This is a genomic window from Streptomyces sp. NPDC018693, from assembly GCF_044391385.1.
In the GTDB taxonomy this organism is placed as follows: Bacteria; Actinomycetota; Actinomycetes; order Streptomycetales; family Streptomycetaceae; genus Streptomyces.
The window spans coordinates 154,594-174,410 of record NZ_JBIRZZ010000009.1 but is presented as its reverse complement, the minus strand read 5'-3'; the positions used below and the strand labels follow the sequence as shown (position 1 = coordinate 174,410).

17 protein-coding genes and 2 pseudogenes are annotated in these 19,817 nt (G+C 71.4%); 7 read left to right on the top strand and 12 right to left on the bottom strand.

All coding sequences use genetic code 11. The features are described 5' to 3' along the window. Positions 1-5: 5 nt before the first annotated feature. Positions 6-1,016, bottom strand: a complete 1,011-nt coding sequence (locus ACH5AC_RS23880; RefSeq protein ID WP_398864066.1) for a GlxA family transcriptional regulator — start codon at positions 1,014-1,016, stop codon at positions 6-8. Between the two features lie 72 nt (positions 1,017-1,088). Between ACH5AC_RS23880 and ACH5AC_RS23875 the strand changes: the two genes are divergently transcribed. Beyond that, the gene (locus tag ACH5AC_RS23875; RefSeq protein WP_398864065.1) at positions 1,089-2,399 is read left to right on the top strand and encodes an MFS transporter; all 1,311 of its coding nucleotides are present in this window, start codon (positions 1,089-1,091) and stop codon (positions 2,397-2,399) included. 112 nt (positions 2,400-2,511) lie between these two features. Here ACH5AC_RS23875 and ACH5AC_RS23870 read toward each other — a convergent pair whose 3' ends face one another. After that, positions 2,512-3,120, bottom strand: coding sequence for a flavin reductase family protein (locus ACH5AC_RS23870; RefSeq protein ID WP_398864064.1), 609 nt, complete (start codon positions 3,118-3,120; stop codon positions 2,512-2,514). Positions 3,121-3,250: 130 nt separating this feature from the next. On the opposite strand from ACH5AC_RS23870, the pseudogene ACH5AC_RS23865 reads away from it, so the two are divergent. After that, positions 3,251-3,352, top strand: a pseudogene (locus ACH5AC_RS23865) (AraC family transcriptional regulator); the annotation flags it as partial. Between the two features lie 35 nt (positions 3,353-3,387). Here the strand turns inward: ACH5AC_RS23865 and ACH5AC_RS23860 are convergent. The 3 genes from ACH5AC_RS23860 to ACH5AC_RS23850 form a co-directional block, all read right to left on the bottom strand. Continuing rightward, positions 3,388-4,437, bottom strand: a complete 1,050-nt coding sequence (locus ACH5AC_RS23860; RefSeq protein WP_398864227.1) for a Zn-dependent alcohol dehydrogenase — start codon at positions 4,435-4,437, stop codon at positions 3,388-3,390. Positions 4,438-4,450: 13 nt separating this feature from the next. After that, a complete protein-coding gene (locus ACH5AC_RS23855) occupies positions 4,451-5,590 on the bottom strand; it encodes an acyl-CoA dehydrogenase family protein (RefSeq protein ID WP_398864062.1) in 1,140 nt (379 codons plus the stop codon). Positions 5,591-5,696: 106 nt separating this feature from the next. Further along, entirely contained in the window at positions 5,697-6,569 is an 873-nt protein-coding gene (locus ACH5AC_RS23850) for an SDR family oxidoreductase (RefSeq protein WP_398864061.1), read from the bottom strand. Between the two features lie 86 nt (positions 6,570-6,655). On the opposite strand from ACH5AC_RS23850, the gene ACH5AC_RS23845 reads away from it, so the two are divergent. After that, positions 6,656-7,582 carry a cyclase family protein gene (locus tag ACH5AC_RS23845; RefSeq protein WP_398864060.1) on the top strand — a complete coding sequence of 309 codons (927 nt, stop codon included), beginning with the start codon at positions 6,656-6,658 and terminating at the stop codon, positions 7,580-7,582. A gap of 398 nt (positions 7,583-7,980) precedes the next feature. On the opposite strand, the gene ACH5AC_RS23840 is transcribed toward ACH5AC_RS23845, so the two are convergent. The 4 genes from ACH5AC_RS23840 to ACH5AC_RS23825 all read right to left on the bottom strand — a co-directional run bounded on the left by ACH5AC_RS23840 (position 7,981) and on the right by ACH5AC_RS23825 (position 12,302). Then, entirely contained in the window at positions 7,981-8,517 is a 537-nt protein-coding gene (locus ACH5AC_RS23840; protein ID WP_398864225.1) for an ATP-binding protein, read from the bottom strand. Between the two features lie 490 nt (positions 8,518-9,007). Continuing rightward, on the bottom strand, positions 9,008-9,973 hold the full coding sequence (locus ACH5AC_RS23835) for an acyl-CoA dehydrogenase family protein (RefSeq protein WP_398864059.1): 966 nt from the start codon (positions 9,971-9,973) through the stop codon (positions 9,008-9,010). 5 nt (positions 9,974-9,978) lie between these two features. After that, positions 9,979-11,106 carry an acyl-CoA dehydrogenase family protein gene (locus tag ACH5AC_RS23830; RefSeq protein ID WP_398864058.1) on the bottom strand — a complete coding sequence of 376 codons (1,128 nt, stop codon included), beginning with the start codon at positions 11,104-11,106 and terminating at the stop codon, positions 9,979-9,981. Next, complete coding sequence (locus ACH5AC_RS23825) at positions 11,106-12,302, bottom strand: amidohydrolase family protein (RefSeq protein WP_398864224.1); 1,197 nt, start codon at positions 12,300-12,302, stop codon at positions 11,106-11,108. The genes ACH5AC_RS23830 and ACH5AC_RS23825 overlap by 1 nt, the downstream gene beginning before the upstream one ends. A 142-nt stretch (positions 12,303-12,444) precedes the next feature. On the opposite strand from ACH5AC_RS23825, the gene ACH5AC_RS23820 reads away from it, so the two are divergent. Then, positions 12,445-13,956, top strand: a complete 1,512-nt coding sequence (locus ACH5AC_RS23820; RefSeq protein ID WP_398864223.1) for a class I adenylate-forming enzyme family protein — start codon at positions 12,445-12,447, stop codon at positions 13,954-13,956. A gap of 85 nt (positions 13,957-14,041) precedes the next feature. Here the strand turns inward: ACH5AC_RS23820 and ACH5AC_RS23815 are convergent, their stop codons facing one another. Continuing rightward, the gene (locus ACH5AC_RS23815; RefSeq protein WP_398864222.1) at positions 14,042-14,422 is read right to left on the bottom strand and encodes an STAS domain-containing protein; all 381 of its coding nucleotides are present in this window, start codon (positions 14,420-14,422) and stop codon (positions 14,042-14,044) included. Between the two features lie 279 nt (positions 14,423-14,701). On the opposite strand from ACH5AC_RS23815, the gene ACH5AC_RS23810 reads away from it, so the two are divergent. Then, complete coding sequence (locus tag ACH5AC_RS23810) at positions 14,702-15,283, top strand: sigma-70 family RNA polymerase sigma factor (RefSeq protein ID WP_398864057.1); 582 nt, start codon at positions 14,702-14,704, stop codon at positions 15,281-15,283. Continuing rightward, positions 15,280-16,739: pseudogene (locus ACH5AC_RS23805) on the top strand (zf-HC2 domain-containing protein). The gene ACH5AC_RS23810 and the pseudogene ACH5AC_RS23805 overlap by 4 nt, the downstream one beginning before the upstream one ends. A 121-nt stretch (positions 16,740-16,860) precedes the next feature. Here the strand turns inward: ACH5AC_RS23805 and purU are convergent. Then, positions 16,861-17,745, bottom strand: a complete 885-nt coding sequence (purU, locus tag ACH5AC_RS23800) for a formyltetrahydrofolate deformylase (protein ID WP_398864055.1) — start codon at positions 17,743-17,745, stop codon at positions 16,861-16,863. Positions 17,746-17,820: 75 nt separating this feature from the next. Further along, positions 17,821-18,321, bottom strand: a complete 501-nt coding sequence (locus ACH5AC_RS23795) for a hypothetical protein (protein WP_398864054.1) — start codon at positions 18,319-18,321, stop codon at positions 17,821-17,823. A gap of 161 nt (positions 18,322-18,482) precedes the next feature. Between ACH5AC_RS23795 and ACH5AC_RS23790 the strand changes: the two genes are divergently transcribed. Continuing rightward, positions 18,483-19,796 (top strand): ABC transporter substrate-binding protein, encoded by a 1,314-nt coding sequence (locus ACH5AC_RS23790; protein ID WP_398864053.1) that lies wholly within the window; start codon positions 18,483-18,485, stop codon positions 19,794-19,796. Positions 19,797-19,817: the final 21 nt, after the last annotated feature.

Here is a 19,817-nt window from a genome sequence, read left to right as displayed (position 1 = left end):
GATGCTCAGCCTCTGACAGCGCCGGTGCCGCTGCGGAACGTGCGCCGGTACGCCGTGGGTGTCACCCCCAGCGCGGTCTGGAGGTGCTGTCGCATCGACTGGGCGGTGCCGAAGCCCGCGGTGCGGGCCACCTGGTCGACGGACAGGTCGGTGGACTCCAGGAGGTGGCGGGCGCGTTCCACGCGCTGCTGGGTGAGCCACTGGCCGGGGCTGACGCCGGCCTCCTCGCGGAAGCGGCGCGTGAAGGTCCGTACGGACATGGACTCCTGGGCGGCCATGTCGCGCAGCTGGATCGGCTCGTGCAGGCGGCCCAGCGCCCAGGCGCGCGCGGCCGTCGTACTGGACTGCTGCGGGTCGGGCACGGGCCGTTCGATGTACTGCGCCTGGCCGCCGTCGCGGTGTGGCGGTACGACCGTGCGGCGGGCGACCTCGTTGGCGACGGCGGTGCCGTGGTCCCGGCGGACGATGTGCAGGCACAGATCGAGGCCGGCCGCGACGCCCGCCGAGGTGAGGACGTCGCCGTCGTCGATGAACAGCACGTCCGGGTCGACGTCGATCTTCGGGAAGAGCCGCTGGAGGCGCTCGGCGTCGGCCCAGTGGGTGGTGGCGGGGCGGCCGTCGAGACAGCCGGCTGCGGCGAGGACGTAGACGCCGGTGCAGATGGAGGCGAGGCGGGTGCCGGGGCGGATGTGGGCGAGGGCGGCGGCCAGTTCGTCGGTGAGGACGCCCTGCTCGTAGACCGGGCCCATCTCGTACGACGCCGGGACGATCACCGTGTCGGCGGTGGCGAGGACCTCGGGGCCGTGGGCGACGTGGATGTCGAAGTCGGCGTCCGTCTCGACCGGGCCGGGCGGGCGGACCGAGCAGGTGACGACCTCGTACAGGCGCCGCCGCCGCGCGTCCCTGGGTCGGCCGAAGATGCGGTGCGGGATGCCCAGTTCGAAGGGGAGCAGGCCGTCCAGGGCGAGGACGGCGACGCGGTGGGGGCGGAAGTCCGGCTCCGGCTCACTGCTCATGGCCCGATCCTAGCGAAGGCTGTCCTTCGGGCCAGTCGAGGGGAACCGGCCCGGGGCCCGAAGCTCTATGACGTGACCCAGACAAGCGAAACACCGACAGCCGTAGCAGCCGTAGCAGCCGTGGAGGAACGGCGGGCGAATCGGATCCGCATCCACCGCGCGTGGTTCGTCGCCGCCGTCACCTTCGTCACGATCATCGGCGCGGCCGCCTTCCGCTCGCTGCCCGGCCTGCTCATCGACCCCCTGCACAGGGAGTTCGACTGGTCGCGCGGCACGATCGGCGCGGCCGTCTCGGTCAATCTGGCGCTGTACGGGCTCACCGCGCCCTTCGCGGCCGCGCTGATGGACCGCTTCGGCATTCGCCGCGTGGTGGCCGTCGCCCTGACGGTGATCGCGGTCGGCTCGGGCGCGACCGTGTGGATGACGTCGGCCTGGCAGCTGATGCTGTGCTGGGGCCTGCTGGTGGGCCTGGGCTCGGGCTCGATGGCGCTGGCCTTCGCGGCGACGGTCACCAACCGCTGGTTCACCGAGCGCCGCGGCCTGGTCAGCGGCATCCTGACGGCCGCGTCCGCCTCCGGGCAGCTGATCTTCCTGCCGCTGCTGTCATGGCTGGTCACCCGGCACGACTGGCGTCCGGCGGCGGTGACGGTCGCGCTGGCCGCGCTCGCGGTGGTCCCCTTCGTATGGCTGCTGCTGCGGGACCACCCGGCGGACGTCGGCCTGAAGCCGTACGGGTCGGAGGAGTTCGTACCGAAGCCGGCGCCGGTGCCGGGCGCTGCGCGCCGCGCGGTGAAGGTGCTGCTGTCGGCGGTCCGCACCGGCCCCTTCTGGCTGCTGGCCGGCACCTTCGCGATCTGCGGCGCCTCCACGAACGGCCTGATCCAGACCCACTTCGTGCCGGCCGCGCACGACCACCACATGCCGGTGACGGCGGCGGCCTCACTGCTCGCGGTGATCGGCGTGTTCGACGTCGTCGGCACGATCGCCTCCGGCTGGTTCACGGACCGCTTCGAACCGCGCCGCCTGCTGGCGATCTACTACGCGCTCCGGGGCGTCTCGCTCCTCTTCCTCCCGATCCTGCTGGCCCCGGCCGTCCACCCCCCGATGATCTTCTTCATCGTCTTCTACGGCCTGGACTGGGTCGCCACCGTCCCGCCCACCCTCGCCCTGTGCCGCGAGCAGTACGGCGACGACAGCGCCATCGTCTTCGGCTGGGTACTGGCCTCCCACCAGGTGGGCGCGGCCCTGGTCGCCTTCCTCGGCGGCGTGGCCCGGGACGTCTTCGGCTCGTACGACGTCGTCTGGTACGCCTCGGGCGCCCTGTGCGCGGCGGCGGCCCTCATGGCGCTGGCAATCCGGCGGCGGCCGGCAGTCCCGGCGTGACTATCAGGGAGCGGTTGGAGCGATTGGAGCGATTGGAGCGACTGTTCCACGAAACCGGGCGAAAGGCCCAGGTCAGCCCCGGCTCCGGTGAGGCATACGCACCACTCTCGCTTCAGTGCAGCTGCCGGAACCGCCCACGGTGGAAGATCAGCGGGCTGTCGCCGTCCTCGGTGGCGGCCGTTCCGAGTGCGTCCACCCGTCCTACGACGATGAGGTGATCGCCGCCCGTGTGGACGGCGTGGATCGTGCAGTCGATCCAGGCGAGCGCCCCGGTCAGGCGGGGTGAACCGGACATGGGTGCGGGGTCGTACGGGACGCCCGCGAACTTGTCCGTGCCGCTGCGGGCGAACGCCCTGCACAGTTCGCCCTGCTCGGCGCCGAGCACGTTCACGCAGAAGACGCCCGCGCCGGCGATCCGCGGCCACGTCGTCGACGTACGGCCGACCATGAAGGCGACGAGGGGTGGGTCGAGGGAGAGGGAGGAGAAGGACTGGCAGGCGAAGCCGGCCGGGGAGCCCTCGGCCTCGTCCTCGACGGCGGGTGCGGTGATCACGGTGACGCCGGTCGCGAAGTGGCCCAGGACGCGGCGGAACTCGCCCTGGTCGAGGGGCGCCCGCTCATGCTCCCCGACACACCTCAGCTCCGGGCGCGGCAGCGCCTCGACCGGCGGTGCCGACCTGAGATGGCGAACGGCGGCGGCTGCGGCTCCTGCGTGTCCCATCACATCCACCATTGAAGCTGACGGTGCGTCAGATAGGAAGACTCCGGAAGCTCAGGAAGCCGTTCACCCGACCCGATCGGGCACAGGATGTCGGGTCCGGGCGGACGCGTGCCGCCTGGCGTAGTGATCACATCGCAGCCGCCCCGGCCCCGAACTCCTGCGCATCCGCCTGTCCCCGGACGGCACCGAGGGCGACGCCGAGCTGTGGCTGCCGGTGGAGCGGGCGACGTGAACACCAGCGCCCGTGGAAGGTGAGCACCGGCCGGATCAGAACGTGAGCACCGCCCGCGCCACCCGCCCCGCCTCCGCGTCGGCCCGTGCCTTCGCGAAGTCCTCGACCGGGTAGGTCGCAGTGACCAGTTCGTCCAGGAGGAGCCGCCCGGCCCGGTAGAGGTCGGTGTAGAGGGCGATGTCACGTTGGGGTCGGGAGGAGCCGTAGCGGCAGCCGAGGATGGACTTGTCCAGGAAGAGGGAGGAGACCTGGAAGGTCGCCTCGGCGCGGGCGGCCGGCACGCCGAGCAGCACGGCCTGCCCGTGCCGGCCGAGCAGGTCGATGGCGGCGCGGATCAGCTCGACCCGCCCGACGCACTCGAAGACGTGGTCGGCGCCGTCCGGGAGGAGCTCCCGCACCGCGTCGACCGAGGTCAGGAAGTCCGTGGCGCCGAACCGCCGGGCGGCCTCCGCCTTCGCCGGGTTGGTGTCGACGGCGACGATGCGGAGGGCCCCGGCGATGCGCGCCCCCTGGAGGACGTTGAGCCCGATCCCGCCCGTCCCGATGACGACGACGCTCTCCCCGCGATCGACCCGCGCCCGGTTGAGCACGGCTCCCACCCCCGTCAGCACCCCGCACCCGATCAGCGCGGCGGACGCGGGCGGGATCTCCCGCGGAATGCGCACCGCCTGCACGCCCTTCACGACGGTCCGCTCGGCGAAGGCGGAGTTGGCCGCGAACTGGTACACCGGCCGCCCCGCCCGGCTGAAGGGCCGCTGCGGCCGCCCGATGGACCGTCGGCACATGGTCGGCCGGCCCCGGTCGCACTCGGCGCAGGTCCCGCAGTTGGCGAGGGTGGACAGGGCGACGTGGTCACCGACCGCCACATGGGTCACCCCGTCCCCCACAGCCGCCACGACGCCCGCCCCCTCGTGCCCGAGCACCACCGGCGCCGGGAAGGGAATGGTTCCGTCGACGACGGACAGATCGCTGTGACACAGCCCGGCCGCGGTCACGGCCACCAGCACCTCCCCGGGCCCGGGCTCCCGTACCTCCAGGTCGTCGACGACCTCGACCCGCTTCCCGTCGAACACCACACCTCGCATCGCGGCCACTCCCCTATCCCCTGGGCTGTCTGGGCAGACCGAGCACCCGCTCGGCGATGATCGTGCGCTGGATCTGGTCCGAGCCGCCGTAGATGGTGTCGGCCCGCGAGAACAGGAACTGCCGTTGCACATCGTCGAGTTCGTACGGTGTGCAGGGCCCCCAGTCCGCCGGCCCGGCCCCCGCCGCGGCGCCCCGTACCCGCACCGCCACCTCCCCGAGCCGCTGATGCCACCCGCCCCACAGCAACTTGGCCACACTGGGCGCACCGAGCCCGGCCGAACCCCCGAGCGTCCGCAGGGCGTTCCACCGCATCGTCCGCAACTCCGCCCACAGACAGACCAGTTCCGCGCGTACTGCGGGGTCCTCGACGGCCCCCGTCTTCGCGGCCGTCTCCACCACCCGCCCCAACTCCGCCGCGAAACCGATCTGCTGGGCCAGCGTCGACACCCCCCGCTCGAACCCGAGCAGACTCATCGCGACCCGCCATCCCTCCCCCTCTGCCCCCACGCACTCCTCGGCCCGTGCCCCGTCGAAGAACACCTCGTTGAACTCACTCGTCCCGGTCATCTGCCGAATCGGCCGCACCTCCACCCGACCCGGCTGATCCATCGGTACGAGCAGAAAGGTCAGCCCGTGGTGGCGTCGCGACCCCGCCTCGGTACGGGCCAGCACAAAGCACCAGTCGGCCTCGTGGGCGAGCGAGGTCCAGATCTTCTGCCCGGTGACGCGATACCGCCCGTCCGCTCCCCGCTCCCCCCGCGTCCGCACCCCGGCCAGGTCGGACCCCGCCCCGGGCTCGCTGTACCCCTGGCACCACAGCTCCTCCCCGGCGGCGATCGGCGGCAGGAAACGGGACTTCTGCTCGTCCGTACCGTGGACCAGGAGGGTCGGGGCGAGCAGATTCTCCCCGATGTGCCCGGACCGCCCCGGCGCCCCCGACCGCGCGTACTCCTCGGCCCAGACGACCTGCTGGATGAGAGAGGCGACCCGATTTCCGTACCCGCCCTCCCGCCACCCGATCCCGATCCACCCGGCGGCGCCGAGCACCCGCTCCCATTCCCGACGGTCCTGCCCGGGCCGGACATGGGCGGAGAGCCAGCCCCGCACCTCCGCACGGAACACGTCGTCCTCAGCCGCAAACCCAAAGTCCACAGGGTTCTCCTCACAACGCAGGCCAGCGGGACCTACCGAGGGGCGCGGGGAACTGCGCGACCAGCCACAACTCACCCGCACCCGCCGAACCACAAGCCACCCCGAGCTATGGGGCGCCCGTCTCCGACCTCAACAACGGCATAGGGTCCACCCCGACCGACCCCGGCAGAACCTCAGCAATCCGCTCAGGGGTCCACACACCCTCCCCGTGGACGGCCCTCAGTTCCCGCGGCTGAGCCCACACCGCGATCTTGGCCCCCGCAACCGTGTACACCTGCCCGGTGACCCCCCGAGCCCGCTCCGACAGCAGATACACCACCATCGCCGCCACATCCTCCGGCTCACCGATCTCCGCCAGCTCGACCGGCACCTTCGCCGACATCCGCGTACGGGCGACAGGAGCCACCGCGTTCGCCGTCACCCCGTACTTGTTCAGGCCCAGCGCGGCGCTCCGTACGAGCGAGATGATCCCGCCCTTCGCGGCGCTGTAGTTGGCCTGCGAGTACGACCCCTGGTGGTTTCCGCTGGTGAACCCGATCAGCGTCCCCGACCGCTGGGCCCGCATCACCGCGGACGCGGCCCGGAACACCGTGAAGGTCCCCTTCAGATGCGTGGCGACGACCGGGTCCCACTCCTCCTCGGTCATGTTGAACAGCATGCGTTCGCGCAGGATCCCGGCGACGCACACCACCCCGTCGATCCGCCCGTACGACGACACGGCCGTGTCCACGACCCGCTGCCCGCCCGCCATCGTCGAGATGTCGTCGGCGACCGCGACGGCCTCACCGCCGCCCGCCTCGATCTCCTTCACCACCGCTTCGGCGACCTCGCTCGACGGCGACCCCCCGTCCACGGCCACCCCGTAGTCGTTGACGACGACCCGCGCGCCTTCCGCGGCCGCCGCGAGGGCCACCGCCCGTCCGATGCCGCGCCCCGCCCCCGTCACGGCCACGACCTTGCCGGCCAAGAAGTTCCCCACGTCCGGCCCCTTCCCGCAGTTTCTGACGGACCGTTAGATTTTATGTCCCGTCAGACGGGCGAGGACAAGCCCCGGGGAGGCACCGGATGGCACTTCCGGCCGAGTTCCACGACATCGCCAAGCGCGTCAACAACTGGGGGCGCTGGGGAGCCGACGACGAGATCGGCACGCTGAACCTGATCACCGACGAGGTGGTACGGGGCGCGGCGGCCGAAATCCGCACCGGCCGCCGGGTCCCCCTGGCCCTGCCCCTGAAGGAGGACGGCGTGCAGACAGGCATGATCCCGGGCCGGGTCAACCCCCTGCACGCCATGGTCCAGCTCAACCAGGAGCTGTTCGGCCCGGGAACGGTCGCGTGCAACGACGATGCCGTGACCATGGGACTCCAGGCGGGCACCCACTGGGACGCCCTCAGCCATGCCTCCCACTCCGGCCGGCTCTACAACGGCCGCCCGGCGCACAGCATCACCGCGCACGCGGGCGCGGAGTTCGCCGGCATCGACAAGCCGCGCCACATCGTCTCGCGCGGGGTGCTGCTGGACGTGGCCCGCGTGCACGGCCTGGACCGGCTGCCCGGGGGCCACGCGGTCACCCCGGAGGACCTGGACGCGGCCGAGGAGCTCGCCGGGACACGGGTTCGCGCCGGGGACGTCGTGCTCGTACGGACCGGTCAGGTCCAGCAGTACCTGGCGGGTGACAAGCACGCTTACGGCCACCCCTCCCCCGGTCTGTCGGTCCGCACCCCGGAGTGGTTCCACGCGCGCGATGTCGCGGCGGTCGCCAACGACACACTGACCTTCGAGATCTTCCCGCCGGAGATCGAGGACCTGTGGCTGCCGGTGCACGCCCTGGATCTGGTCGAGATGGGCATGATGCAGGGCCAGAACTGGAATCTCGAAGAGTTGTCCACAGCCTGTGGAGAAACCGGACGGTACGCGTTCCTGCTGTCGGCGATGCCCGAGCCGTTCGTCGGCGGCACGGGGAGCCCGGTGGCCCCGGTGGCGATCCTCTAGGCAGCCCCGTTCAGGCAGCTCCGTTCAGGCAGCTCCGTCGGGCAACTCCGTCGGGCAACTCCGGTTGGCGGCGCGCCGCGCCCGCCCCGAGCACGGCACCGCGCGCCGCCAACCGGCTTCGGCGTCCCCCCGGTTCCCCCTCGGCCCTGACGGAGAACGGCCGCCGAATTCACGACCCACACTCGGCGAGGGCACCCGTCACCGGAACCCTCGTCGTCCCCTCGCGGCGAATCGCTGACCACAAGCGTGATCAAACGGACACGACACGTCAACACCCGATCGGGGTTTTATTACTTAAGCCCGTTTTGCGATGGGCGCGCACGGAAGCACATCCGGGCGCACGCAACCGGTCCCCTGACGGCCTGACAGCGCTTTCTGCGACCCACGCGCCGGGTCCGTCACACCGCCTCGCAGGCGAGGCCCTCGTACTCCTCGCACCCCTCGTATGACGGGTACGACCCGTACGCCGCCTCCGGGCGCCCCACGCTGCCGCCGTCCGCCGTGGCTGCCCCGGACGGGCCGGACGCGCCGGACGCGCCGCAGCGGTCGAGTTCGCACCAGATGCGCTTGCCCGCGCCCTCGACGTTCCACCCCCAGCGGTCCGCGAGGCCGTCGACCAGGGCGAGGCCCCGGCCGCCGGTCGCCTCGCCGGTCGCGCACCGGGGAACCGGCACCCGCTTGCTGCGGTCGGTCACCTCCAGACGGACGGTGACCGGCCCGGCCGCCGGGTCCGGCGGCAGCACCGGCAGGCACAGCTGCAGCACGGCCGGACGACCTGTGTGCACCACGGCGTTGGTGACGAGCTCGGAGACGAGCAGCGCCAATGTCTCGGCGAGCGGCTCGTCGTCGCCCATCCCGGACCTGGCCAGGCGCGCACGGGCCCACTTCCGGGCGCGACCCACCTCAGCGGGGTCGGGCCGGATCTCCAGCTGCACTTGAAGCACCTGCACCGCTCACACCATCCGAACCGGCGGACACACGGGCGCACGCCACACGGACCACGCGTGACATGCGAACACCATGACGACGAGGGCCACGATCGTAGCCATTTTCCGCATGCCCGGAACAACGCACAGAGGCAGCGTGACGGACCGTGAATCCCTTGCCACACAGCTTGGTTGACGTTGAGTCACCTCAACAAGCGCTTCGGGCATATTCCAGCGCGAAGGAGTACCCGTGCGGCATACTGTGCGACGCCCTCCAGGGGGAGTCGAACAGGCAACACCGGTATGGCACGCACCGGGAACCACTCGCATCCCACGAAGGTACCGGAGCCACTCCCCGACTCCGGGGCGTGACGGGGCGGGTGAAGGACACAACCCCATATCGGCGGATCGTGACTCTCCGTGAGATCGGATTTGCCACAATCCGCGACAGCTTTGGCCCCGGCTCGCTTCCGCTTCCCGGCCACCCCAGCCCAGCGCCCTAGGCGCCCCATCCGCCGCCGGGGCGCACGAGATCCTCCGCGAGCGCCTCCTCACTCTCCGTGCTGCCCCCCGCACGCCTGGTGCGCACCCAAGCCCGCTTCAGATGCAGATGGATCTCCGCCTCCCAGGTGAACCCCATCCCGCCGTGCACCTGGACACAGTCCCGCGCACCCCGCACCGCCGCCTCGTCGGCCAGCAGCCGGGCCGCGGCGATGTCGACCGGATCGCCGGTCACGGCAGCCGCGTACACCGCGACACGAGCCATCTCCACCCGCGCGAACAGATCGGCGCAGAGATGCTGAACGGCCTGGAACGCCCCGACAGCCCGCCCGAACTGCTCCCGCACCCGCGCATGCCCCACCGCCAACTCACACACCCGCCCAGCCGAACCAAGCTGCTCGGCAGCGGTGAGCAGCACGGCAACGGGGTCAGCATCGCTGTCGGACCCACACGGCACCCGGTGCAGGGGCGTCAAGGGATCAACCGACCGAAGTGGCTCCGCTCCGCTGCGGGCAGTCGTGCCGGAGTCCGCTCCGCTGCCACCCACCCGCGCAGCTCCGCCCCCGGCGCCACACCAGCCCGCACACCCGACCACCACATCCGCCTCCTCCAGCCACTCCACCAACCCCCCGTCCACCACCGTCACCACCGTCTCCCCCTCGGCAGCCCCCGCCACTTTCCCCGCCGCCAGATGCGTGGCCACCAGCGGCCCCGGCAACAGCACCCGCCCCGCCTCCTCGAAAACAAGGACCGCCTCCGGCAGCCCGAGCCCGACCCCGCCCGCCTCCTCCGGCAGCCGCAGCGCGAAGAACCCCGCGTCACCCAGCTCCCGCCACAGCCCCCGGTCCAGCCGGGCCGGCCCGGCAAGCGCGGCCCGCAGCGCGCCCGCGTCGAAGCACCGGCCCAGCATCTCCCGTACCCCGGCCCGCAAGGCCCGCTGGTCCTCCGTGAGTTGGAAACGCACCTGCCCTACCGTCCCTTCGGCAGTCCAAGGACCCGCTCCGCCACGATCGTGCGCTGGATCTGCGACGTCCCGGCGGCGATGGTGTACGACAGCGAGGACAGCCGGTCGAGCACCCACGGCCGGTCCAGATCGAGCGCGTCGTCGCCGAGGACCTCGGCGGCGGTGTCGTACAGGTCCTGACGGGCGTGCGAGTACCGCAGCTTGAAGACCGAGGCCCCCGCCCCCGGGCGGCCGCTCTCCGCGCTGACATTCCACTGCGTGAGCCGCCACAGCGCCCGGAACTCGGCGTTGAGCCTGCCCAGCCGGCGCCGCAGCGCCGGATCGTCCCAGCGGCCGTTGCGCCGGGCCTCGGCCGCCAGTTCGACGAGCACCCGGCGGCAGGCGACGACCTCGCCCACGAAGGCCGTGCCGCGCTCGAAGGAGAGGGTCACCATGGTCACGCGCCAGCCGTCGTTCTCCTCGCCGACCCGGTTGCCGACCGGCACCGGCACCTCGTCGAGGAACACCTCGGCGAACTCGGCCGACCCGGCGAGTGTGCGCAGCGGCCGTACGGTGATGCCCGGCGCGTCCATGGGCATCGCGAGCCAGGTGATGCCCCGGTGTCTCGGGGCGGCGTCCGGGTCGGTCCGTACCAACAGCTCGCACCAGTCGGCGACTTCTGCGTGCGAGGTCCAGATCTTCGACCCGGAGACGACGTAGACGTCGCCCTCCCTGCGGGCCCGGGTCCGCAGGGACGCGAGGTCGGACCCGGCGTCCGGTTCGCTGAAGCCCTGGCACCAGACCTGCTCGCCGCGCAGGATCGGCGGCAGCCAGCGCGCCCGCTGCTCGGCCGTGCCCTCGGCGGCGATGGTCGGCCCGGCGTGCAGCAGACCGACGAAGTTAGCGCCCACATAGGGTGCGCCCGCCTTCTCCGTCTCCTCCAGGAAGATCATCCGTACGGTCGGCGAGGCACCCCAGTGGACGTCCCCGTACCCGGCGTCGTACAGCATCCGCTGCCAGCCGAGGTCGTAGGCGCGGCGCCCGGGCCAGTCCTCGGGCGACGGCTTGGGCGGGAGGGTGGGCAGCACCTTGCCGAGCCACTCCCGCAGCCGTGCCCGGAAGTCCTCCTCCTCGGGCGTGCAGCCGAGTTCCATTACCGGTCGAGGTCCAGGTCCAGCATGCGGATCGCGTTCCCGCGCATCAGCTTGTGGACCGTCTCGTCGTCGAGGCCCTTCACATGCTCCAGGGCGACCTCCTTGGTGTGCGGGAAGGTCGAGTCGACGTGCGGGTAGTCGGTCTCGAAGGTGGCGTTGTCGCGGCCGACGACGTCCAGTGAGGCGACACCGTGCTTGTCGCGGAAGAAGCAGCAGAAGATCTGCCGGTAGTAGTACGTCGACGGCGGCTCGGGGATCAGATCCCGCACCCCGCCCCAGGCGCGGTGCTCCTCCCAGACGTCGTCGGCGCGCTCCAGGGCGTACGGGATCCAGCCCATCTGGCCCTCGGAGTAGGCGAGTTTGAGCCGGGGGAACTTCACCAGCACCCCGCTGAAGAGGAAGTCCATCATCGAGGCCATGGCGTTGTTGAAGCTGAGTGACGCCTGGACGGCGGGCGGGGCGTCGGGGGACGCGGCCGGCATCTGCGAGCTGCTGCCGATGTGCATGTTGACGACCGTGCCGGTGTCCTGGCAGACCGCGAAGAAGGGGTCCCAGTAGCCGGAGTGGATGGACGGCAGACCGAGGTGGGTGGGGATCTCGGAGAAGGTGACGGCCTTCACGCCGCGCGCCGCGTTCCGCCTGATCTCGGCGACCGCCAGCTCGATGTCCCACAGCGGGATCAGACAGAGCGGGATGAGCCGGCCGCCGCTGTCGCCGCACCACTCCTCAACCATCCAGTCGTTGTAGGCGCGCACGCAGGCCAGTGCGACCTCCTTGTCGTGCGCCTCGGCGAAGGTCTGCCCGCAGAAGCGGGGGAAGGAGGGGAAGCAGAGGGACGCCTCGACATGGTTGAGGTCCATGTCCGCGAGCCGGGCCTTCGGGTCCCAGCAGCCGCGCCGCATCTCTTCTCTCGTGATCCCCTCCAGCGTCATCTCGTCGCGGTCGAAGCCGACGGCGGCGATGTTGCGCTTGTACGGGAACTTCAGGTCCTCGTAGACCCACCAGTCGGTGGGCGGGCCGTCGGGGTCCATGGTGATCTGGTACTTGCCGCCGACGTAGGCGAGTTCACCGATCCCGGCGGTGAGCGGCTGGGGTCCCCGGTCGCGGTACTTCGCCGGCAGCCAGGTGTCGAAGAGGTGCGCCGGTTCGATCACGTGGTCGTCGACGCTGATGATGCGGGGCAGTTCGGTGTCCATGTGCATGGCTGGCCTCCGCCGGACCGTACGAATCCGATAGGTCTGTCTGGCTCTATCTGATGGGTCGTCAGATAGCATGGCACCTGACGGTTCGTCAGCCAAGGAGGGGGCCGACGTGAACGACTCTCCGGAGGGGGCCGACATGCAGGAGACTCCGCACACCCTGAGTTCCTCCCGCACGCTGTGGGAGTTGCTCTCCCGCCGCGCCCGCCTCACCCCCGACCGCCCCGTCCTCCTCCAGGAGGACCGCGTCCTCACCTTCGACGGCCTGCGCGCGCGTGCCGAGCGCACGGCGGCCGGCCTGTACGACATGGGCGTGCGCCCCGGCACGGTCGTCGCCTGGCAGCTGCCCACCCGCCTCGAAACCGCCGTCCTGACCTTCGCCCTGGCCCGCCTGGGCGCCGTGCAGTCACCCGTCATCCCCTTCTACCGGGACCGCGAGGTCGGCTTCGCGCTGCGCGAGTCCAAGGCGGAGTTCTTCGCGGTGCCGGGCGTCTGGCGCGGCTTCGACCACACCGAGATGGCACGCCGGCTGGGCGCCAAGGGCATCTTCGAGGCGTACGACGACCTCCCCGACGGCGACCCGGACACCCTCCCCGCCCCGCCCGCCGAAGGCACGTCGGTCCGCTGGATCTACTGGACCTCCGGCACGACCTCCGACCCCAAGGGCGTCCTGCACACCGACCGCTCTCTCATCGCGGGCGGCGCCTGCCTCGCCCACGCGCTGCGCCTGTCGGCCGACGACGTGGGCTCCATGGCCTTCCCGTACGCCCACATCGCCGGCCCCGACTACACGGTGATGCTGCTGCTGTACGGCTTCCCGTCCGTGATGTTCGAGCAGTTCGCGCTGCCGGAGGCACTGACGGAGTACCGCCGGCACGGGGTGACGGTCGCGGGCGGCTCCACCGCCTTCTACTCCATGTTCCTCGCCGAGCAGCGCAAGCTCCCGCACGGCGAGAAGGTCATCCCCTCCCTGCGCCTGCTCGCGGGTGGCGGGGCGCCCAAGCCGCCGGAGCTGTACCACGCCGTCGTACGGGAGATGCGGGTGCAGCTCACGCACGGGTACGGCATGACCGAGGTCCCGATGATCACCATGGGCTCACCGGACGACACCCCGGAGCATCTCGCGACGACGGAGGGACGCCCACCCGAGGGGATGGAGATACGGATCGTGGACGGCGAGGTGCGGCTGCGCGGCGAGGCGGTGTGCCGGGGCTACCTGGACCCCGCCCAGACGGCCGACGCCTTCGACCCGGACGGTTTCCTGCGCACCGGCGACCTGGGCCACCTCACCGACTCCGGCCACCTGGTCCTCACCGGCCGCCTCAAGGACGTGATCATCCGCAAGGGCGAGAACATCTCGGCCAAGGAGATCGAGGACCTGCTCGCCGCCCACCCCGACATCGCGGACGCGGCGGTGATCGGCCTGCCGGACCCGGAACGGGGGGAACGGGTGTGCGCGGTCGTCGAACAGCCGGAGGGGGCCGCCGAGTTGACGCTGGGGGCGGTGACGTCGTACCTGCGCGGGGAAGGGCTGTCGGTCCACAAACTCCCGGAGCAACTGGAGGTGGTGGACGCGCTTCCACGCAACGAGACCCTGCGCAAGGTCCTGAAGTACAAACTCAGGGAGCGCTATTCGGACAGGGCGAGTTGATCCACCTGAGGGGCGCGGGGCTGTGCTCGATATGCGGCTCCGCCGCGTGGGCGCGAACAACCCCCACCGGCCCGCAGCCGAACAACTACGCGGTCAACGTCTCCGCATCGCCGGCCACCGCATGATCAAGGTCACCGTAGACATCGAACAACCGGCGGACGCCAAGCGCCCCGAACACCCGGTTCACATGCGAGTCCTCGACGGCCCCCCGCGCCGGCAGGACGAGCCGCAGCCGGCCCTGGCAACTCCGCAGCAACCGCCGTGCGGCGATGAGCACCCCCACCCCGCTGGAATCGCAGAAGCGCACCTCGGACAGATCGAGGACGAGAAGGCGCCGCCCGTCGGCCACCTCGTCGTGCACCCGCTGCCGCAGCGTGGGGGATGTCACCAGGTCCAGTTCCCCCGACACATGGAGCACGGCCCATCCGCCCCGCTCGCCGCCGGTCACTTTGAACGCCACCACCACGCCTTTCACTAGCCGGAACGGAAGCAGTCCCCTCGCTTCCTTGCAGCGCGGCTGCCCAGCGGCCGTTCCCCGAAACACAGGCCAGAAAACAGAAACCGAACGAATGAGGCTTGTTCCAGTCGCATTCGATCCGGTTCGATCGATGGTGAGCAGATACCACACCGACATGCGCAGGGGGCGCACATCGCGACAAAGGAGCGTGCGAGGTCGGACATGCCGACTACATTCGAGCGGACAGCGGACGCAGGCTTGACTCAGTCACAGGGTGAGGGGGCCCACATGGCGAAGAAGGACGCACCGCCCCGCTGGGACCGCAAGATGCAGCAGCGGCTGGCACGCGGCGAGGCGGCCGCCCTCGGCGAGCTCTACGACCGTTTCGCTTCACTTGTGCACGGACTTGCTCACCGTGTGCTCGAGGACGAGCGCGCCGCCGACGGCATCACCCGCGAGGTCTTCGCCCACGTCTGGGAACACCCCGACGCCTACGACCCCAAGCAGGGGCCCCTGCGCACCTGGGTCGCCGCGCTCACCCACCGCCTCGCCGTGCAGCGGCTGCGCGCCACCGAGACGGCCGCGCTGGAGCGTGGCGGCCCGGGGACCGCCGAGGACCTGGAGCACAAGGTGCGGCACGCCTCGGTGGCCGCCCGCGCCGACTACATCGTCCAGGCGATGCCGGCCCCGCTGCGCGCCGCCCTGGAGCTGGCCTACTTCGAGCGCCGCGACTACCGCCAGGCCGCCGCCGACCTCAGCATCACCGAGGACGAGGCCCGCCGCCGCCTCCGCCTCGGCCTGCAGCTGCTGGCCACCGCCCATGACTCCGCGTCCCCGGGCGCCCCGCCCGGATACGGGGGCGCGGCGTGAGCGACGCGGAGCGAAGCGAGGCGTACGACGACGAGGAGGAGCCCGGGCAGGACGACACCGAGACGGGGTACGGGCACCATGAAGGGTCCGAAGGGCACCATGGAGGGCCGGCAGAGCACCATGGAGGGCCGGAAGGACACGCAAACCCCGGAGGACACGCGGACCACGGAGGCGACAAAGGGCACGGAGGCGACGGACGCGGACCTGACCAGCCGCGGCAGCCGCCCCGCACACCACTGCCGCGCAGCTCCGTGGAGAACGGCGGACTACCGCTGCCCGCGCTGCCCGCCCGGGACGAGGGGGAGGACCGCACGGCGTGAAGGACGAGGGGGACACACCCGCACCGCTTCGGCTGGAGCACCGGGTGCTCAAGGCGCTGCTGGGTGCCTGGGCACTGGCGGCCTGCTCGGCCGAGGAGACCGCCGCGGTCGAGGAGCACCTCGGCGACTGCGGCGCCTGCGCGGACGAGGCGCGCCGGCTGCGTGAGGCGGTCGGTCTGCTGCAGCGCCCGGAGAGCCTGGACCTCGACCCCGGCCTGCGCACCCGCGTCCTGGAGAGCTGCCTGGACCAGCGTCCGCCGCGCATCCCGGTACCCGAGTGGACGGCGTCGTACGACGCGGAGACGGCCCGCCTGGACGCCCTGCTCCAGGACTTCGGGGACGCCGAGTGGCACGCGAAGGTGCGGCTGCGGTGGTTCGAGGGCGAGGAGACGCGGCGGCGCCGTACGACGGTCGCCGGGGTCATCGCGCATCTGCTGGCGGTGGACGGGCTGGTCGCGGCGGCGCTGGGCCTGGGGGACCCGCTGGGCCAGGGCGCCACGGTGACGACACCGGCCGACCGCACCGAGCTGTACTGGAAGGAGGCGCACTTCCCGTACAGCCGGTCGGTGCGGGGCCCTTGGCGGGACCAGGCCCACCTGATCGTGCGGACGGTGTCCTTCACCGGCGGCAGCGCCGCCGGGACGATCGGGGTGCCGTACGGCGGCGGGGTCGAACTGACGCTGCGGGAGGCGATGCTGGACCGGGCGTTCGAGTGCTGGGTGCACGCCGAGGACATCGCGGACGCGGTGAACTACCCCTACAAGCCGCCCGCGCCCGGCCACCTCCACCAGATGATCGACCGGGCCGCCCGTCTGCTCCCCGACGCGCTCGCGGCCCGGCGCCGGGACGGTCTGGCGTCCCCGCCGCGCGGCCTGGTGGCGGCCGGCGAGCCCGGCCGCAGCCTCCGCCTGGAGATCGAGGGCCACGGCGGCGGCCAGTGGTTCATCCCCCTCGACTCCCCCGCGGCGGTGGGCTCCCCCGACCACGAGGTCGCCCACGTGGCCCTGGACGACACGGAGTTCTGCCGGCTGGCCGCGGGCCACGTGACCCCGGAGGAAGCGGCGGCGGGCCAGAAGGGCGACAGAGAGGCCATCAGAGATGTGCTGTCGGCGACGGCGTCCTTGAGCCGGATGTAGGGCAGTTCCCCGCGCCCCTTGGAGGTCGGGCTCGCCGAGCCCACCTGACAGGGGCGCGGGGAACTGCGCGACACGCCACGACGCACCCGCAGCCACAGGACAACCGCGGCCCCTACGGCCGCTAGGCGAACACCACCGTCCGCCGCCCGTTCAGCAGAATCCTCCGCTCCGCATGCCACTTGACCGCCCGGGCCAACGCCTGGCACTCCACATCGCGCCCGACGGCCACCAGCTGGTCCGGAGTGACGTCGTGGCCGACGCGCTCGACCTCCTGCTCGATGATCGGCCCCTCGTCGAGGTCGGCCGTGACGTAGTGCGCCGTCGCGCCGATCAGCTTCACACCCCGCGCATGCGCCTGGTGGTACGGCTTCGCGCCCTTGAAGCTCGGCAGGAAGGAGTGGTGGATGTTGATGATCCGCCCGCTCAGCTGCTTGCACAGATCGTCGGACAGCACCTGCATGTACCGGGCGAGCACGACCAGCTCGACCCGCTCCTCCCGGACGATCTCCAGCAGCCGCGCCTCCGCCTCCGGCTTGTTCTCCTTCGTCACCGGAATGTGGTGGAACGGGATGTTGTACGAGCCCACCAGCTCGGCGAAGTCCGTGTGGTTGGACACCACCGCCGCGATCTCCACCGGCAGCGCGCCTATCCGCGCCCGGAACAGCAGGTCGTTCAGGCAGTGCCCGAACCTGCTCACCATCAGGACGATGCGCATCTTCTCGTCGGCCCGGTTGATCTGCCAGTCCATCTGGAAGGAGTCACCGATCGCCGCGAAGCTCGCCCGCAGCTTGTCCACGGTCACCGGCGACTCCGCCGAGAAGTGGACGCGCATGAAGAACAGTCCCGTGTCGTGGTCACCGAACTGCTGGCTGTCCTCGATGTTGCAGCCGGTCATGAACAGGTAGCTGGACACGGCGTGCACGATGCCCTGCTTGTCGGGGCAGGAGAGCGTGAGGACGTACTGGTCGGCGAGGGCCGCCGCGGCTCGGTTGGACTGCTCGTTCATGCAGCACAGGGTCCCATATCCGGGCCCCGACCGGGCGTCCGTCCCGCTCCCCGGACCCACACCGCCCCACGCGCCCTACGCCGCCCGCGTCATGATCCGCAGCACCTCGAGGCTCCGCGGCGGCGCGTCGGGATCGTCCCCGTCGCTCACCGCGAGCCGCACATGCGCGTCCCGCGCCGCCCGCACCGCCTCCGGCCAGCCCTGATGGTCGACGTAGGCCGCGACGGGCGCGTCCGGCCCGACCTGGTGCATGATCCTCAGCACCCGCAGCACAGCCGTGTCGACCAGCGCCGCCTCCTGGGAGTCCCGGAAGATCGTGCCGACGTACTTCTCGGCGGACCAGTTGTCCAGCCAGGTGTCCTCGACCAGGCGGTACACGGCGTCGGTGACGTCGCCGTACCCCTCGGCACCCGACAGCCAGACGTCCCGCTGGAACACCGGATCGGAGAGCATGTGCAGCGCGGAGCGCACATTGCTGCGCCAGCGCCACCACGGCATGTCGTTGAGTGGCATGCCGCCCATGGTGAAGGAGCGACGGCTACGACGGGAAGTGTTCTCCTCAGCTTGCACGGTCATTGATCGTACGATCCGTGTCACATCGGCATCATCCCGCCCTCGCACCGCCGTCCTCCCGGCGCCGTCTCCGCCTCCGGGGCCCCTGCAATTCACCCGCAAGTCACCATCAGTTGACCTGCGGTCACGCCCGGGTTAGCGGTGTGACGGAATCGTGCGTGCTCATGACCGGCAGGCGACGTACACGAAGCATCCTCCTCCCCAGGTACCGCCGCTTCACCCGGCGGTTCAGAGCCACCGCACTGCACGCGGGAGCCCTGGCCGCCGCCGCGTCGCTCGCCGCCGGTTGCGGAGTCGTCCCCGGAACCACGGGGGGTTCCGGGGATTCTCCGATCACCGTCATGACCTGGGCGCCGCAGGACACCACCGCCACCAACAAGCCCGGCATGCCCGCCTTCGCCCTGGCCTACGCCCGCTGGATCAACGCGCAGGGCGGCCTCGGCGGCCGCGAGCTGAAGGTCCTGACCTGCAACGACCGCAATGACACCGTCGGCGCCGCGAACTGCGCCCGGCGCGCCGTCAAGGAGGGCGTCGTCGCGGTCGTCGGCTCCTACAGCCAGTACTCCGCCGCCTTCCTGCCGCACCTGGAGGGCTCCGGCATCCCCTACATCGGCGGCTACGGTGTCACCACCGCCGAGTTCACCAGCCCGCTGTCCTACCCGGTCAACGGCGGGCAGCCCGCGCTGCTGGCGGGCCTCGGCCAGGAGCTGGCCCGGGTCTGCGGCGACGTCGCGCTGGTCCGGCCCGACACCATCGCGGGCGACGCCCTGCCCACCATGCTGAACTCCGGCCTGAAGGCGGGCGGCCACAACGGCGCCGACGACCAGCGCGCCGCCGAGGACGCCACCGAGTACGCCACCGAGGCCGAGAAGGCACTGACCGAGGCTGGCGGCGACACCGACGGCAAGGGCTGTGTGGTGCCGGTGCTCGGCGACCGCACCACCACCTTCATGGACTCCTTCCGGCGCACCGGCGACGACTCCCCGCAGGTGCGTACCGCCACCGTCCTCGGCAGCGTCGACCAGACGGTGATCAACTCCAGCGGCGGTGCGAGCAGCCCGTACGAGGGGTCGTACGTCACCGGCTGGTACCCGGTCGCCGGCGACGACCGCTGGACCGAGATGAAGAAGATCATCAGCGAGGAGGCGTTCACCGACAACCGGATCGACGCCGACGACACGGGCGTACAGACGACGTATCTCGCGTACACCGTGCTGCGGAAGGTCGTGGAGTCGCTCGGCGGCGGTGAGGTGAGCGCCCGGACCGTCCGGGGCGCCCTCAACAACGGGCTGGAGATCACCACGGGCGGGCTCACCCCGACGCTGCGCTGGGGCCTCGGCGAGCGGCTCGGCTCGGTGGGCCTGCCGCGTCTGGTCAACGCCGACGTGACCCTTCAGGTCGTCCGCAAGGGCCGCCTGGTGGCGGCCAAGAACGGCTTCGTCGACGTCACGAAGACCCTGGAGTCCGCCGATCTCTAGGGCCCCGATGTCCCGATGTGC